Genomic DNA, 14,081 nt, shown 5'->3' on the forward strand with positions numbered 1-14,081 from the left:
GAAGAACGGCGGGCCGAGCCGTGTTGTCCTCGTCAGGCCCGCCGCGCGCCGTCGGCAGCGCACGGGCGAAGGACGTCACGAGGAGGATGCATGCTGGACCCTCGCGGGATCTACGAGCTCGACGAGCAGGCCGTGGCACGCCTGTGGCCCACGCCGCCCGAGGTGGGCGCGGGGCCCGTGCTGCTGCACGCCGTCGCGGGGTTCGTCGACGCGGGCAGCGCGGGCGAGGTCGCGGTCGACCACCTGCTGGAGATCGGCGAGGTCACCCGCGTGGTGACGTTCGACGTCGACCAGCTCCTCGACTACCGCTCCAAGCGCGCCACGATGACCTTCAGCACCGACCGCTGGTCCGACTACGACGAGCCGCACCTGGTGATCGACCACGTGCGCGACGCCGAGGGGACGGGGTTCCTGCTGCTGCACGGCGCCGAGCCGGACGTGCAGTGGGAGCGCGTGGTCGCCGCGGTGCGCGACGTCGTCGAGCGCCTCGGGGTGTCCCTCACGGTCGGCTTCCACGGCATCCCGATGGGGATCCCGCACACGCGTCCGCTCTCGGTCACGGCGCACGCGACGCGGCCCGAGCTGCTGGGGGAGCACACGTCGTGGTTCGGCACGGTGAAGGTCCCGGCCAGCCTCGCCGCCCTGCTGGAGCTGCGGCTCGGTCGGGCGGAGCACGACGCGCTCGGCTTCACGGTGCACGTGCCGCACTACCTGGCGCAGTCGTCGTACCCGCCCGCGGCGGTGGTCGCGCTCGAGCACGTGCAGCGGGTCACCGGTCTGGACCTCGCGACGAGGGGGCTCGCGGAGGCGGTGCAGGACGCGACGACCGAGGTCGAGCGTCAGGTGCGCGACTCCGAGGAGGTCGCGGCCGTCGTGCGCGCCCTCGAGGAGCAGTACGACGCGTTCGCGCGCTCCGTCGGGCGCACGAGCCTGCTCGCCGAGTCCGCGCCGATCCCGACGGCCGACGAGCTCGGGGCCGAGTTCGAGCGCTTCCTCGCCCAGCAGTCGGGCGACTGAGCCGCGGTGCGCCCGCGTCCGCCCCGGTCCGAGGACCGGGGTGGTATGTGCCGAAAAATCAGCACGAGACGTGGCGATCTCCGTGGCGGACCAGACGTGGTCCATGCCACACTGTGACCCGTTGCAGTGACGTACTTGCGCACGACCCGGTGCAGGGCCGGTACGTGGGTCCGCCCGGCGGGGTGGTCCGACGTCGGGCCTGCCGGCCGCACACGGCCGGGGCGCCGGCGGAGGACGTGGACATGGCATTGCGGCGCACGGGGGTGGACGAAGGGTCCGCTCGCTGATGTCCCGGATGGACAGAAGGTCAGAGGAAGAGCATGGCGCAGGGTTCTGTGAAGTGGTTCAACGCCGAGAAGGGCTACGGCTTCATCGCGCAGGACGGCGGCGGTGCCGACGTCTTCGTGCACTACTCGGCGATCGAGTCGAACGGGTACCGCACGCTCGACGAGGCGCAGCGGGTCGAGTTCGAGATCACCCAGGGGCCGAAGGGCCCGCAGGCGGAGAAGGTTCGTCCGCTCTGACGTCCACGACGTCGGGCGACCGGGTCCGCCGGTCGTCGCAGCAGCGCAGGAGCCGCGCCCCTCGGGCGCGGCTCCTGTCGCGTCTCACGACCCGCCCGCGGCGAGGCCGTCGGTCGGCTCTCCCTCGGGATCGTCGAGCACCGGCGCGGTGCCCACGAACGCGCGGAGCTCGTCGCGCGTGACCACGCGTGCCGGGACGGCGAGCGAGCGGACCGCGCGAGCGAGCGTCGCGCTCGACAGGGTCGGTGCCACTGCGTCGGCTCCTGTGCCGGCTTCTGTGGCGACTTCTGTGCCGGCTCCTGCGCTGGCTCCCGTGCCGGCCCGGACCGCGGCCAGCACGACGTTGCCGTAGCGCCGGCCCTTGAGCTGCGCGGGCTCGGCGATCGCCGCCACCCGGCCCTCGGCGTAGGACGCCTCCCCGAACGCCGCCGCGAGGGTCGCGGTCTCGCGGCGCGCTGTGGTGAGCGGCGGCCGGTCGGCACAGTTGACGAGGTAGACGCCGCCCGGGCGCAGGACGCGGTGCACCTCGTCCGCCATGCCGCGGGTCGCCAGGTGGTCAGGTGTGCGGTCGCCGTCGAACACGTCGCGCACGACGACGTCGTACGAGGCGGCGGGGAGGCCCGCCACCGCGTGCCGTGCGTCGTCGGGGCGCAGCCGGAGGCGGGGGGACCGCGGCAGGTCGAACCACGTGCGCACCAGCTCGAGCAGGCGGGCGTCGAGGTCGACGCCGAGCTGGGACGAGCCCGGCCGGGTGTGCTCGACCCAGCGCGGCAGGCTGCACCCCGCCGCGCCGAGGTGCAGGGCGCGCAGGGGCCCGGGGGCGAGCTCGTCCACGACGGCCGCCATCTGCTGCATGTACTCGAACGCGAGCATCCCGGGGTCGTCGAGGTCGAGGTACGAGCTCGGGACCCCGTTGACGTAGAGCGTGACGGCCGACGGGTGGTCGAGGTCGCGCTCGACGTGCGCGGTCCCCGTCGACGTCGGCACGGGACCGGTCGGCAGCTCTGGCCCGACGGCCCCGCCTCGGCCCCCGCCGCCCCGGCGCCGGGAGGGTGTGGGTGGTGCGGAGGACCCTGAGGAGCGTCGGGAGGTGCGGCGAGCCATGTGCTCACGGTACGGGCTGGGGGCCGCCCGACGTTGACAGGATCGAACAGGTGTTCGATAGTGGAGGAGGAGGTGCGCGATGTCGAACGAAGCAGGCGCGAGGAGGGCGGTCGCCGTCCCCGCCGAGGTCCGTCGGCTGCTGGACCGCGCGGACGCTGAGCTCGTCGCGGCCGCGCTCGCGCAGGACGCGGGCGAGCGGTTCGTGCACGCCCACCTCGGAGCCCTGCGTGCCGCGGCGGCGGTCGTCGCGCTGCGTGCCCGGCCCGTGCGTCGCGGACGCGCGCGCTCGGTGTGGGACCAGCTCGCGGACGCCGAGCCGTCGCTCGCGGCGTGGTCCGGCTACTTCGCGAGCGGGGCGCGCGTGCGCGCCGCCGTCGACTCGGGTCGGTTCGACGACGTGGCGCCGCAACGGGCCGACGAGCTCATGGCGTGCGCCGAGGACTTCCGCGACGAGGTCGCGATGCTCGTCGACCCCGATGCCGGGTTCGTCCGGCTGCCCGGTCTGCGGACGGTGGCGTCGTGACCCGGGCGTGGCCCGCGTCGGGTGCCCGGTGAGGCAGCGATGAGCCGCGGGCCGCGCGCGGTCGTCCGCCGCGACTGGGGCGACGACGAGGAGGGCTGCTCGATCCTCCATGTCGACATGGACGCGTTCTTCGCGTCCGTCGAGCTCGCGCGGCGTCCCCAGCTCGTGGGGCGACCGGTGATCGTCGGCGGTGCCGAACGGGGCGTCGTCCTCGCGGCGACGTACGAGGCCCGGGCGTTCGGCGTCCACTCGGCGATGCCGATGGTGACGGCGCGTCGCCTGTGCCCCCAGGCGATCGTCGTCCCGCCGGACCACACGCGCTACTACGAGGTCTCCCGCGCGGTCATGGCGGCGATCGGCGAGATCACCGCGCTCGTGGAGCAGGTGAGCGTCGACGAGGCCTTCCTCGACGTGAGCGGCGCGCGCCGGCGCCTCGGGCCTCCGACGCGGATCGCGGCCGAGCTCCGGCGTCGGGTGCGGGCCGAGCACGGCATCACCTGCTCGGTCGGGATCGCGACGAACAAGTTCGTCGCCAAGCTGGCCTCGACGCACGCCAAGCCCGACGGCGTGCTCCTCGTGCCGGCGGCCGCCACCGTCCCGTTCCTGCGCACGCTGCCTGTCGGCGCGCTGTGGGGCGTGGGGGAGCGGACCGAGAGCGCGCTCGCGCAGTGGGGCATCCGCACGGTCGCCGAGCTCGCCGACACGGACGTGGCGTCGCTCCAGACGGCGGTCGGCAAGGTCGCGGGCGCGCACCTGCACGACCTCGCGTGGGGGCGCGACCCCCGGCCGGTCGAGCCGGAGCGGTCGGAGCGGAGCATCGGTGCCGAGACGACGTTCAGCCACGACCTGCGCGACCTCGCGGCGGTCCAGGCGCGTGTGCTGGAGCTCGCGGACCGGTGCGCCGGCCGGCTGCGCCACCAAGGTCTCGTCGCGCGCACCGTCAGCGTGAAGGTCCGGACGAGCGACTTCCGCACCGTGACCCGCGCGCGCACCCTGGGCGCCCCGACGGACGTCGCGCGCGAGATCTATCTGGTGGCTCGCGAGCTGGTCGCGAGCGTCGACCTGCGGGGCCTCGCCGTCCGGCTCGTGGGGGTCCGCGCCGAGGGCCTCGAGCCCCGCGCAGAGGCCGTCGTACAGCCCACGCTCGAAGAAGCGGTCGAGGAGACGGGCGCGGCGAGGCGTCGGGTCGAGGAGGCCGTCGACGCCGTCCGTGGGCGGTTCGGGGTGAGATCCATCGCCATGGGCCCCGCCAGGGCCCGCTCGACTACCACCCCCGCGGATGTCGATCTATCCTGAGGGTGACACACGACCACCGTGGAGAAACGGGGTGCTCATGCCTCTGTCTGAGTACGAGCAGCGGGTCTTGGAGCAGATGGAGCGCGCGCTCACCTCGGACGACCCGCGGTTGGCGAACACGCTCCAGGCGCCACGACGACGTTCGGCGCTGCGCTATGTCCTGGCTGGAGTCGGCGTCGTCGGCGGCCTCCTCCTCCTCGTGCTGGGTGCTGCGCTCTCGCAGACCTGGCTCGGGGTGATCGGCTTCGTCCTCATGTTCGGGGGCGTCGTCCTGGTCTTCCAGTCTCCGCGCTCGTCGCGCAAGGGACCGGTGGGGACCGTCGAGGCGGACGGCACCGTCCGCCCGGCCGCGCCGAGCAAGCCGGCCCGCAAGCCGTTCCTCAGCCGACTGGAAGAGCGCTGGGACCGTCGGCGCGAGCAGGACGGTCGCTGAGCGACTCCTCGACGGCGTCGACCGCCGCGTCGACGAGCTCCTGGAGCCGGTCGGGGCGGGCGACCGTCCGCGGCTCCGGGGCGTAGCGCTCGGCCTCGAGGGCTGACGCCAGCGCGGCGACCGCCTCGGCGACGTCCTCGTCGCGGGGATGCTGACCGCGGCGGGACTGCAGCGACGCGACGACCGCCGCGGGAACGCGCCGAGGTGTCGTCGACGTCGGCCACCGGACCTCGAGCGCCCCGAGCCGCTCGGTGAGCTCGGCCCACGCGTCCTCGGCGTCCCGCAGGCTCTGCGGCTCGGACCGTCGCCGCAGCACGAGCCACAGCGCCCCTCCGACGGCGAGCGCGACGAGGAGCGCGACGCCCACGACGAGCGGCCACGGTGCGCCCTCGTCCTCGGCGCCTCCGGTCGTCCCGCCGGTCCCGGGCGTGGTGGGCACCGGGCTCGCAGGTGCGGAGGGGGCCGCCGTCGTCGCGCCGGGCGTCGGCACGTTGCCGGGGTCTCCCGGGCCACCCGGGGTCACGGCAACAGGCGTCGCCCACCGCGGGGTCGGACCCGTCTGCTGGGCCGGCGTCGGCTCGAACCGCACCCAGCCCTGGCCCGGGAACCAGAGCTCCGGCCAGGCGTGGGAGTCGCGGCCGGTGACCTGGAAGCTCGAGTCGTCCACGCGCTCGCCCGGAAGGAACCCGACGCCGAGACGCGCGGGGATGCCGAGGGTCCGCGCCATCATCGTCATCGAGGTCGCGAACTGGACGCAGTAGCCCGTCCGGTCCTGCAGGAAGTCCCAGACCGCGTCGCCGGAGTCACCCGGCGGGACCTCGGTCGAGTACGTGAACTGCGAGACGTCGCGGAAGTAGGTCTGCAGGGCGAGCGCCTGGTCGTAGCGCGTCGGCGCGCCCTCGACCACGGTGGCGGCCAGGTCGCGGATGTCCTGCTCGTGCTCGGTCGCGGGGACGTCGAGGTAGTTGGGGTCGTCCGGGTCCGCGCCCGTCGCGTCGCGCAGCGACGCGGCGTCCAGCGGTCGCGGGAAGACCGCGAGCTCGTACGCGGTGCCCGCGCCCGTGGGCCGGTCGCCGAGCACCTCGTCGCGGACGTCGTCGTACGCCCAGTCCCCGTCGATGTCCACGGAGCGGGGCTCGGTCGGGACGGGGAGCTTCGTGTCCCGGAGCGACTCGAGCGTGACACGCACGGACGTCGGCTCCTCGAGGCCGGCCGGGTCGGTGGGCCACAGCACCTGGTCGGCACCCTCGATCGGGGTGCCGTCCCGGTCGGCGCCGCGCCGCCAGTTCGTGCCGTCGAAGCCCGTGAGGGTGAACACGCGGAGCGGACCGACCTCGTCACCGTCGGTCCGGTAGCGCAGGACGACCTCGCCGGAGCGCTCCGCGAGATCGCGCCGCATGTCGAGGTCGTCGGAGAGCCGTACCGTCTGCCCGGTCGAGGAGAAGAGCCGTGACCACGACGCCGAGGCGACCTCGGGGAGCGAGGCGCTCGCCGACCCGAGTCCCAGGGCGACGACCGCGACGGCGACCGCCACGACGAGCGCCCCGGCGGCACGCAGGCCGCCGGCGGCACGATCCTCCACACGTCGCGCGGACGCGCCGCGCCGCACCGTGCGGTGCGGGTTGTCCACCGCGAGGAGCAGGACGAGCGCCGCCACCGTCACGACGAACGCCAGGGGCGGGATCTCGCTCATGATCACGAGCCCGGGGATCCACAGCGCGAGGATCGGCAGCGCGACCCCTGCGCCGAGCCGGAGGCCGCCAGCCATGAGGTCGGCGACGAGGAACACCACGACCGCGCCCCCGACCGCCATGAGCGCGATCGGAAGGCTGGGGTCGATCGGGGCGACCTCGGCGAGCGTGAGGTCGCGTGCGGTGGAGAGCCGGGACAGGACCCGGTCGACGTTGGAGAGACCGATGAGGAGGGAGAAGCGGTCGGTCGGGCCCCCGTAGAGCCCGAGCAGGGCCCAGAGGCCGACGACGAGCCCCGCGAGCGAGGGGAGCAGCGCGGCCGGCGGGGCGAGGATCTCGCCCCGCGTGGCGTGGCCTCGCTCGAGGGCGTAGCGCGAGAGGCCGGTCACGAGCGCCAGGACCGCGACGGTGCGCACCGCGGTGCCGGTCCAGCCGCCCGGGCCGATGACGCTCCCGAGCGCGTAGGTCGACGCGACGACGGCGAGGGCGACGAGCCCGCTCGTCGCGAGCACGCGGAAGCCGACGGGGGCCGAGGTGTCCGGTCGGGACGTGGTCATCGCGAGCCCTCCACGAGCAGGGTCCAGGCGTGCTCGAGGGACGCCGACGGGTCGACGAGCGCCGCGTGCCACCCGGTGGACCGCAGGGCGGCCACCGTCTCGAGCGCGTCGGCGTGCTCGGGCGCCCAGGGTCGCGCGCTCACCACGAGCGCGCGGTGCAGGCCGTCGCCGGCCATCGCCGCGACCGTGTACCGGGCGACGGAGCCGAGCGGGCCGAGCACCGCGACGGTGATCTCGCCCGGGCGCCGGTCCCGGCGCAGCGCCTCGGACGTCGCGACGACCGAACGGTCGCCGTCCGCGACGACGTGGTGCCCGTGCAGGTCGACGGTCGCGTCCAGGAGGTCGGCCGGCCCCTCGCCCGAGCGGTTGACGCGGAAGCCCGTGCCGGACACGACCGGCGCGAGCGACGTCGGGACGAGACGGACGGGGTGCCCCGCCTGGAGGAGGGACACACCGATCGAGGCCGCGCACTCGACCGCCCACTCGCCGTCGGCGAGCGCGCGGGGGCTCGATGCGGCGAGCTCGGGGTGGGGCAGCAGCCCGCGGTCGAGGAGGACGCTGACGGGCGGCAGGCCCGCGCTCTCGTCCGCGCGGACCATGAGCTGGCCGTGCCGGGCCGCGCTGGCCCAGTGCACGCGCCGCGGGTCGTCGCCGGCGACGTAGTCGCGCAGCACCGAGTCGTCGCTCGACGCGAGCCGCGCGCCCGACGCGGAGCGCTCGTGCTCGCCGAACGCGCGCGAGCCGCGGACGGGCAGCTCCACCGTGCGGGGCCACACGGCGACCGCGGTCGGATCGCCGAGCTCCTGGGTCGCGCTGACCAGGCCGAAGAGGTCGACCCGCGTCGTGAGGAGCGGACCCAGCGGCCACCGGCCGCGGCGGAGCGGGCGCAGGCGGTAGCGGACCGCGATGTGGTCGCCCACCGTCGCGACCTGCGCCCGCAGCGAGCCCTGGTCGCACAGCTCGTGCGCCGCCTGCTCGCTGATCCGCAGGCGGGAGAGGGTCGAGGCCGTGGACGACGTCGCCCGCGTGGCCGCCACCGTGAGACGCGCCGTCGTGAACTGCCCGCGCACGGCGGGGTTCGGCTGGACGCGGCGCGTCACGTGCAGGGCGCCGCGACCGCGGTCGATCCGGCGGACGGCCATCCAGCACCAGGCGGCGCCGACGGCGAGCGCCCCGGCGACGCCGAGCCCGACGAGGTCGGGCAGCCCGAGCGTGACGCCCAGGACGACGAGCGCGCCGCCGGCGGCGAGCACCACCGTGCCGCGCCGGGTCAGGCGTGCGCTGGCGAGGCTCCTGCTCCTGCCGCGGAGCCGCGCGAGGAACGACGGGGCGCGCACGTCAACGTCGCTCGGTCGCGTCCAGGGCGGGGATCGGCGTCTGCGCCACGATCGACGCGACGACGGCCTCGGCGTCCTGGCCCGAGAGCCGGGCCTCCGTCGTGACGACGAGCCGGTGCGCGAGCACGGGGACGGCGAGGTACTGCACGTCGTCGGGGAGCACGTGGTCGCGCCCCGCCATGGCCGCGAGAGACTTCGCGGCCCGCAGGAGCTGGAGGGTCGTGCGGGGCGACGCCCCGAGGCGCAGGCCGGGGTGCTCGCGCGTCGCCGTGACGAGGGCGAGCACGTACCGCTTGACGGCGGTCGACGCGTAGACGGCGCGGGCCACGCCCGCGAACCGCAGGACGGCCGCGCCGGTCGTCACGGGGCGGAGGTGGGCCAGCGGGTTGTCCGACTCCTGCCGGTCGAGCATCCGGAGCTCGGCGTCGACGTCGGGGTAGCCGACGGTCAGCCGCGCCATGAACCGGTCGCGCTGCGCCTCCGGGAGGGGGTAGGTGCCCTCCATCTCCACGGGGTTCTGCGTCGCGACGACGAGGAAGGGGCTCGGCAGGGGGTGGGTCGTCCCGTCGACCGTGGTCTGGCCCTCCTCCATGCACTCGAGGAGCGCCGACTGCGTCTTGGGGGAGGCGCGGTTGATCTCGTCGCCGATGACGATGTTCGAGAAGACGGGTCCGGGGCGGAACTCGAACTCGTGGTTCGCCGCGCGGTAGATGTTGACGCCGGTCAGGTCGCTCGGCAGGAGGTCCGGCGTGAACTGGATGCGGCCGACCTTGCAGTCGATCGTGCGCGCCAGCGCCTTGGCGAGCGTCGTCTTGCCGACGCCGGGGACGTCCTCGATGAGGAGGTGGCCCTGCGCCAGGAGGACGGCGACGGTCACCGTCACGAGGTCCGGGCGGCCCGTGACGACGGACTCGATGCCGGAGCGGATCCGGCCCGTGGTCTCGACCAGCTCGTCGAGGCCGGTGAGGGCGTCGCCCCCGGGCTCGTCGGAGGGCGCGACAGGGGCGATGTCGGGGAGCACGGAGACCTCCGTCGTCGGTGGCGCGGGGCCGCGGACCAGGGAGACCGCGGGTGGGAAGAGCCTAGTGGACCGTCGGCCGTCCGCCGAGCGCCGCCGCGAGGGTCTGGCGCGGCACGGGCCGCGCCCCCTGCGTGCGCCGGAGAGGTGCGACCGGCGCCCGACCGCCGTCGCGACGCGCCATGGGGAGTAGTCCCCTCCACGTCCCTCCACCCCGCGTGACCTGCGGAGATCCTGCGAAGGCGGGTGAAAGCCCGGGGATTCACCGAGAGCGGTGGAGGGAAGTGGAGTACCGTGGAGGAGAAGGGAGCAGGAGGGGAGGTGCCAGGTGCATGTCCGGTTTCGTGGACGACGTGCTCGGCGGTTCCTCAGGCCTGCTCCTGGGCACCTTCACGCCACGTCTGGACGACAAGGGGAGGCTCATCCTCCCCGCGAAGTTCCGGTCGCGGCTCGCACCGGGTCTCGTCATGACGCGGGGGCAGGAGCGCTGTCTGTTCCTGCTGCCGATGGACGAGTTCCGGCGCATGTACGACCAGATCCGGCAGGCGCCGGTGACGAGCAAGCAGGCCCGGGACTACCTGCGCGTCTTCCTCTCGGGGGCGAGCGACGAGATCCCGGACAAGCAGGGACGTGTCTCGATCCCCGCGCCCTTGCGGGCGTACGCGGGGCTCGACCGCGACGTCGCCGTGATCGGCGCCGGCACGCGGGTCGAGATCTGGGACGCGCAGGCGTGGGAGACGTACCTCGCGGAGCAGGAGTCGGCGTACTCCGACACCGCCGAGGAGGTGTTCCCGGACCTGCGCTTCTAGGGTCGCGACCCACGGCTCCCGCACGGTGAGGCCTCCTCCCGCCCGGTCTGACGCACTTCCCCGGCGCCAGAAAGGACGCGGAGGGAGACCTGACCGTACGGGGCCGGTCCGACGAGGAGCACCACCCGGCGGCGCGTCCGGCGCCACCCGGACACCGACCAGCACGGAGAGGAGACCGACATGACGAGCACCCCCGACGACGCCGCCGAGCGGCACGTCCCGGTCCTCCTCCAACGGTGCGTCGACCTTCTCGCCCCCGCGCTGGCGGAGCCCGGCGCCGTCCTCGTGGACTGCACGCTCGGGATGGGCGGGCACACCGAGGCCGTCCTGGAGCAGGTCCCCACCGCGCGCGTCGTCGGCATCGACCGCGACCCCGAGGCCATCGCCCGCGCGTCGCGCCGGCTCGAGCGGTTCGACGACCGGTTCCGTGCGGTGCACGCGGTCTACGACGAGATCGGCGACGTCGTGACCGACGTCGTCGGCGGACCCGTCCAGGGCGTGCTCATGGACCTCGGGGTGTCGTCGCTGCAGATCGACGAGGCGGACCGCGGGTTCTCCTACGCGCACGACGCGCCGCTCGACATGCGCATGGACCCGACGACCGGCCAGACGGCCGCCGACGTCCTCAACACCTACGACGAGCGCGCGCTCACCCGGATCCTGCGCGACTACGGCGAGGAGCGGTTCGCGCAGCGCGTCGCCCGGGCGATCGTCCGGCGCCGCGAGCAGCGTCCGTGGGAGCGCAGCGCCGAGCTCGTCGAGGTCGTCCGCGGCGCGATCCCCGCCGCCACGCGCACGACGGGCGGGAACCCCGCCAAACGCACCTTCCAGGCGCTGCGGATCGAGGTGAACGGCGAGCTCGAGGTCCTCGAGCGCGCGGTCCCCGCCGCGGTGGACGTGCTCGCCGTCGGCGGGCGCGTCGTCGTCGAGTCGTACCACTCGCTCGAGGACCGCATCGTCAAGCGCGTGCTGGCCGCCGGGGCGACGATCAGCGCGCCGCCCGGGCTGCCCGTCGTGCCGGAGGAGGACCAGCCCTACCTGCGGCTCCTCACCCGCGGCGCGGAGGAGGCGTCCACGGACGAGCGGGAGTCCAACCCGCGCTCCGCGTCCGTCCGGCTCCGCGCCGCCGAGCGCACCCGGCCCACGCCGTCGCACCGCCGCCCGTCGCACCGCCAGACCGACCGACCGCACGACCCGGGGGAGAGGACACGATGAGCGCACAGAGGTCGACCGCCGCCCGCCCGCTCCCGCGCACGGCACGCCCGGCGCCCGCGCCGCGCCCGTCGCTCACGGCCCTGCCGGGTGGCGCGTCCGAGCGCGCGCTCCGCTCGCGGCTCGAGCTCGTCCGCGCGCCGCTGCAGGCGCGGTCCAAGATCCCGTTCCTCGTCGTCTGCATGTCGATCCTCGGAGCGGCGCTCCTGTGTGCTCTCCTGGTGAACACGACGATGGCGCGCAACTCCTACGAGATGTCGGAGCTGCGCCGGGAGGTGAGCCGCGTGGCCCAGGACACCCAGAGCCTGCAGGCGCAGGTCGACGCTCAGAAGACGTCGCTGCCGGACATCGCGACCTCCCTCGGCATGGTCCCCGCGGAGGACCCGGCGATGCTCCGGCTGTCCGACGGCGCGGTCCTGGGCATGCCGCAGGAGGAGGCCGGGCAGTGACGGGCGAGTCCGGAGCAGGGCGTGACCGCCGGTCGCGACCCGCGGCGAGCTCGCAGCGGTCCCGCCCCGCCCCCACGGCCTCCCGGCCCTCGCCGGGAGGCCGTGGCGCTGCTGCCGACGGGCGCAGGGTCTCGGGGACGGGCACCGGTTCGGCCGCGCGCGACCGGGTGCCCGGCGCCCGCGTCGCGGCGTCGGCCCGCCCGTCGAAGAGCACCGCGTCCCGCGCGCCGCGGAGCGGCGCCCGCCCGCCCTCCCGCCCCGCGCGCGGGACCCGCGAGCCCGGTCGCCCCGAGCGGCGCCAGCGCTGGCTCATCGTGGTCGCCGGCGTGATCACGGCGGTCTTCGTGGGTCAGCTCGTGAACGTCCAGGTGCTGCGCGGGCCGGCGCTCGCGGCCGACGCGCGCGCCGACCGCACGCGCAGCTCGACCCTCCTGGCCCACCGCGGCGACATCACCGACGCCGACGGCGTCGTGCTCGCGACGTCCGTGGACCGCTACACGGTCGCGGCGGACCCGAAGACGATCGCCGAGTTCAAGCCCCGCGCCGCGGACCTCGTCGACGGCGAGCCGCTCGAGGAGGGCGGCGCCGTGGGCGTGGCCAAGCTGCTCGCCCCGATCCTCGGAAGATCGTCCCCGGAGCTCGCCGCGCAGCTCAACGGGACGTCGCGGTACGTGGTCCTCGCCAAGGAAGTCACGCCCGAGGTGCAGCGCCAGATCACGGAGCTGCGGCTCTCGGCCTACGTGCGCACCACCATGACGAGCGAGCGGACGTACCCGGCAGGCACCGTCGCGGGCAACCTCGTGGGCTTCGTCAACGAGGAGCAGGCGGGCGGCGGTGGGGTCGAGGCGTCCTACGACGACGTCCTCGCCGGCGTCTCCGGGTCGCGCGAGTGCGAGGCCGGGCTGGGCGGGCAGGTCATCCCGACCGGCCGGTGCGACGTCGTGGACGCGGTGCCCGGGCGCAACGTGCAGCTCACGGTCGCCCGCGACGTGCAGTGGAAGGCGCAGGACTCGGTGGACCGCGCCGTGAGCGAGACCGGCGCGGAGTACGCGATCGCCGTCGTGCAGGACGTCCGCACGGGCGAGGTCCTCGCGCTCGCGGACTCCGGCACGGTGAACCCGAACGACCGGACGACCGACGCCGTCGCCCGGCCGAGCCGCGCGGTGTCGAACGTGTTCGACCCCGGCTCGACGGGCAAGGTCGTCACGATGTCCGCCGCGATCGAGGGCGGGTATGCCGACCCGGCGACGCAGTTCGAGGTGCCCTACCTCTACACGACGCCGAACGGGGAGACCTTCCGGGACTCGCACGAGCACCCGGTGGAGCGGCTCACGCTCGCCGGCGTGCTCGCCGAGTCGTCGAACACCGGGACCGTCCAGGTCGGGGAGAAGATCCCGAAGCAGGTGCGCTACGACTACCTGCACAAGTTCGGGTTCGGGGAGAAGTCGGGCCTCGGCCTGCCCGGGGAGTCCGCGGGGATCCTGCACCCCGCCGACGCGTGGGACGGGCGTACCGAGTACGCCGTGCTCTTCGGACAGAGCGTGTCCGTGAACGCGATCCAGGCCACGAGCGTCTTCTCGACCATCGCGAACGGAGGCGTCCGGACGACGCCGAGCATCGTCGCGGGCACGACCGACGAGCGCGGCACCCTCGTCCCGGCCGAGCGTCCGGCCCCGGTGCGCGTGGTCTCGCAGGAGACCGCGGACACCGTGCTGCACATGATGGAGTCGGTCGTCGAGGAGGGCACGGGCTCGAGCGCCGCGGTGCCCGGCTACCGGGTCGCGGGCAAGACGGGCACGGCGCAGATGGCGGGCTCCGACGGGAGGCTGTCCGCGATCATGGCGTCGTTCATCGGCGTCGCGCCCGCCGACGACCCGCGGTACACCGTGTCGGTGTTCCTCAAGAACCCCCACTCGTCGATCTTCGGCGGCGTCGTCGCGGCGCCCGTGTTCAGCGAGATCATGGGCTTCACGCTCGAGCACGAGGGCGTGCAGCCGAGCACGGAGCCGTACGTGCCGCTCCCGACGACGTGGTGAACCTCACCACGCCCGCCGGTCTCGTGCGGCGGGCCCGTCCCTTTGTCCGCGCGGATGTCCGTGCAGGTGTCCGCG

13 protein-coding genes are annotated in these 14,081 nt (G+C 74.7%); 9 read left to right on the forward strand and 4 right to left on the reverse strand.

Going from position 1 to position 14,081, the window contains the following annotated elements:
• Positions 1-90: 90 nt before the first annotated feature.
• Complete coding sequence (locus NF338_RS14975) at positions 91-1,017, forward strand: proteasome assembly chaperone family protein (protein ID WP_264031511.1); 927 nt, start codon at positions 91-93, stop codon at positions 1,015-1,017.
• Between the two features lie 320 nt (positions 1,018-1,337).
• Positions 1,338-1,541, forward strand: a complete 204-nt coding sequence (locus tag NF338_RS14980) for a cold-shock protein (RefSeq protein ID WP_034655075.1) — start codon at positions 1,338-1,340, stop codon at positions 1,539-1,541.
• Positions 1,542-1,625: 84 nt separating this feature from the next.
• Here NF338_RS14980 and NF338_RS14985 read toward each other — a convergent pair whose 3' ends face one another.
• Positions 1,626-2,528 carry a fused MFS/spermidine synthase gene (locus NF338_RS14985; RefSeq protein ID WP_318783098.1) on the reverse strand — a complete coding sequence of 301 codons (903 nt, stop codon included), beginning with the start codon at positions 2,526-2,528 and terminating at the stop codon, positions 1,626-1,628.
• A 196-nt stretch (positions 2,529-2,724) separates the two neighbouring features.
• On the opposite strand from NF338_RS14985, the gene NF338_RS14990 reads away from it, so the two are divergent.
• Genes NF338_RS14990 through NF338_RS15000 form a run of 3 tightly spaced genes read left to right on the forward strand, consistent with a single transcriptional unit; the run spans position 2,725 to position 4,897 of the window.
• Positions 2,725-3,168 carry an SAV_6107 family HEPN domain-containing protein gene (locus tag NF338_RS14990; RefSeq protein WP_264031513.1) on the forward strand — a complete coding sequence of 148 codons (444 nt, stop codon included), beginning with the start codon at positions 2,725-2,727 and terminating at the stop codon, positions 3,166-3,168.
• Positions 3,169-3,207: 39 nt separating this feature from the next.
• A complete protein-coding gene (locus tag NF338_RS14995) occupies positions 3,208-4,464 on the forward strand; it encodes a DNA polymerase IV (protein WP_264031514.1) in 1,257 nt (418 codons plus the stop codon).
• Positions 4,465-4,501: 37 nt separating this feature from the next.
• Entirely contained in the window at positions 4,502-4,897 is a 396-nt protein-coding gene (locus NF338_RS15000; protein WP_047233786.1) for a DUF3040 domain-containing protein, read from the forward strand.
• Here the strand turns inward: NF338_RS15000 and NF338_RS15005 are convergent.
• The 3 genes from NF338_RS15005 to NF338_RS15015 are packed head-to-tail and all read right to left on the reverse strand — an operon-like array spanning position 4,845 to position 9,491.
• Positions 4,845-7,145 (reverse strand): DUF3488 and transglutaminase-like domain-containing protein, encoded by a 2,301-nt coding sequence (locus NF338_RS15005; protein ID WP_264031515.1) that lies wholly within the window; start codon positions 7,143-7,145, stop codon positions 4,845-4,847. The genes NF338_RS15000 and NF338_RS15005 overlap by 53 nt on opposite strands.
• Positions 7,142-8,482, reverse strand: coding sequence for a DUF58 domain-containing protein (locus NF338_RS15010; RefSeq protein WP_264031516.1), 1,341 nt, complete (start codon positions 8,480-8,482; stop codon positions 7,142-7,144). The genes NF338_RS15005 and NF338_RS15010 overlap by 4 nt, the downstream gene beginning before the upstream one ends.
• Before the next feature lies 1 nt (position 8,483).
• The gene (locus NF338_RS15015; protein WP_204543629.1) at positions 8,484-9,491 is read right to left on the reverse strand and encodes an AAA family ATPase; all 1,008 of its coding nucleotides are present in this window, start codon (positions 9,489-9,491) and stop codon (positions 8,484-8,486) included.
• 383 nt (positions 9,492-9,874) lie between these two features.
• Between NF338_RS15015 and mraZ the strand changes: the two genes are divergently transcribed.
• From mraZ to NF338_RS15035, 4 genes are all read left to right on the forward strand, one after another.
• Positions 9,875-10,309: a division/cell wall cluster transcriptional repressor MraZ gene (mraZ, locus tag NF338_RS15020; RefSeq protein WP_031316739.1), complete on the forward strand. Its 435-nt coding sequence runs from the start codon at positions 9,875-9,877 to the stop codon at positions 10,307-10,309.
• 180 nt (positions 10,310-10,489) lie between these two features.
• Positions 10,490-11,524, forward strand: a complete 1,035-nt coding sequence (gene rsmH, locus NF338_RS15025) for a 16S rRNA (cytosine(1402)-N(4))-methyltransferase RsmH (protein WP_264031517.1) — start codon at positions 10,490-10,492, stop codon at positions 11,522-11,524.
• Positions 11,521-11,970, forward strand: a complete 450-nt coding sequence (locus NF338_RS15030; protein ID WP_087471808.1) for a hypothetical protein — start codon at positions 11,521-11,523, stop codon at positions 11,968-11,970. The genes rsmH and NF338_RS15030 overlap by 4 nt, the downstream gene beginning before the upstream one ends.
• A gap of 326 nt (positions 11,971-12,296) precedes the next feature.
• The gene (locus tag NF338_RS15035; RefSeq protein ID WP_264031518.1) at positions 12,297-14,006 is read left to right on the forward strand and encodes a peptidoglycan D,D-transpeptidase FtsI family protein; all 1,710 of its coding nucleotides are present in this window, start codon (positions 12,297-12,299) and stop codon (positions 14,004-14,006) included.
• The last annotated feature ends 75 nt before the right edge of the window (positions 14,007-14,081 follow it).

The organism is Cellulosimicrobium sp. SH8, from assembly GCF_025818875.1.
In the GTDB taxonomy this organism is placed as follows: Bacteria; Actinomycetota; Actinomycetes; order Actinomycetales; family Cellulomonadaceae; genus Cellulosimicrobium; species Cellulosimicrobium cellulans_D.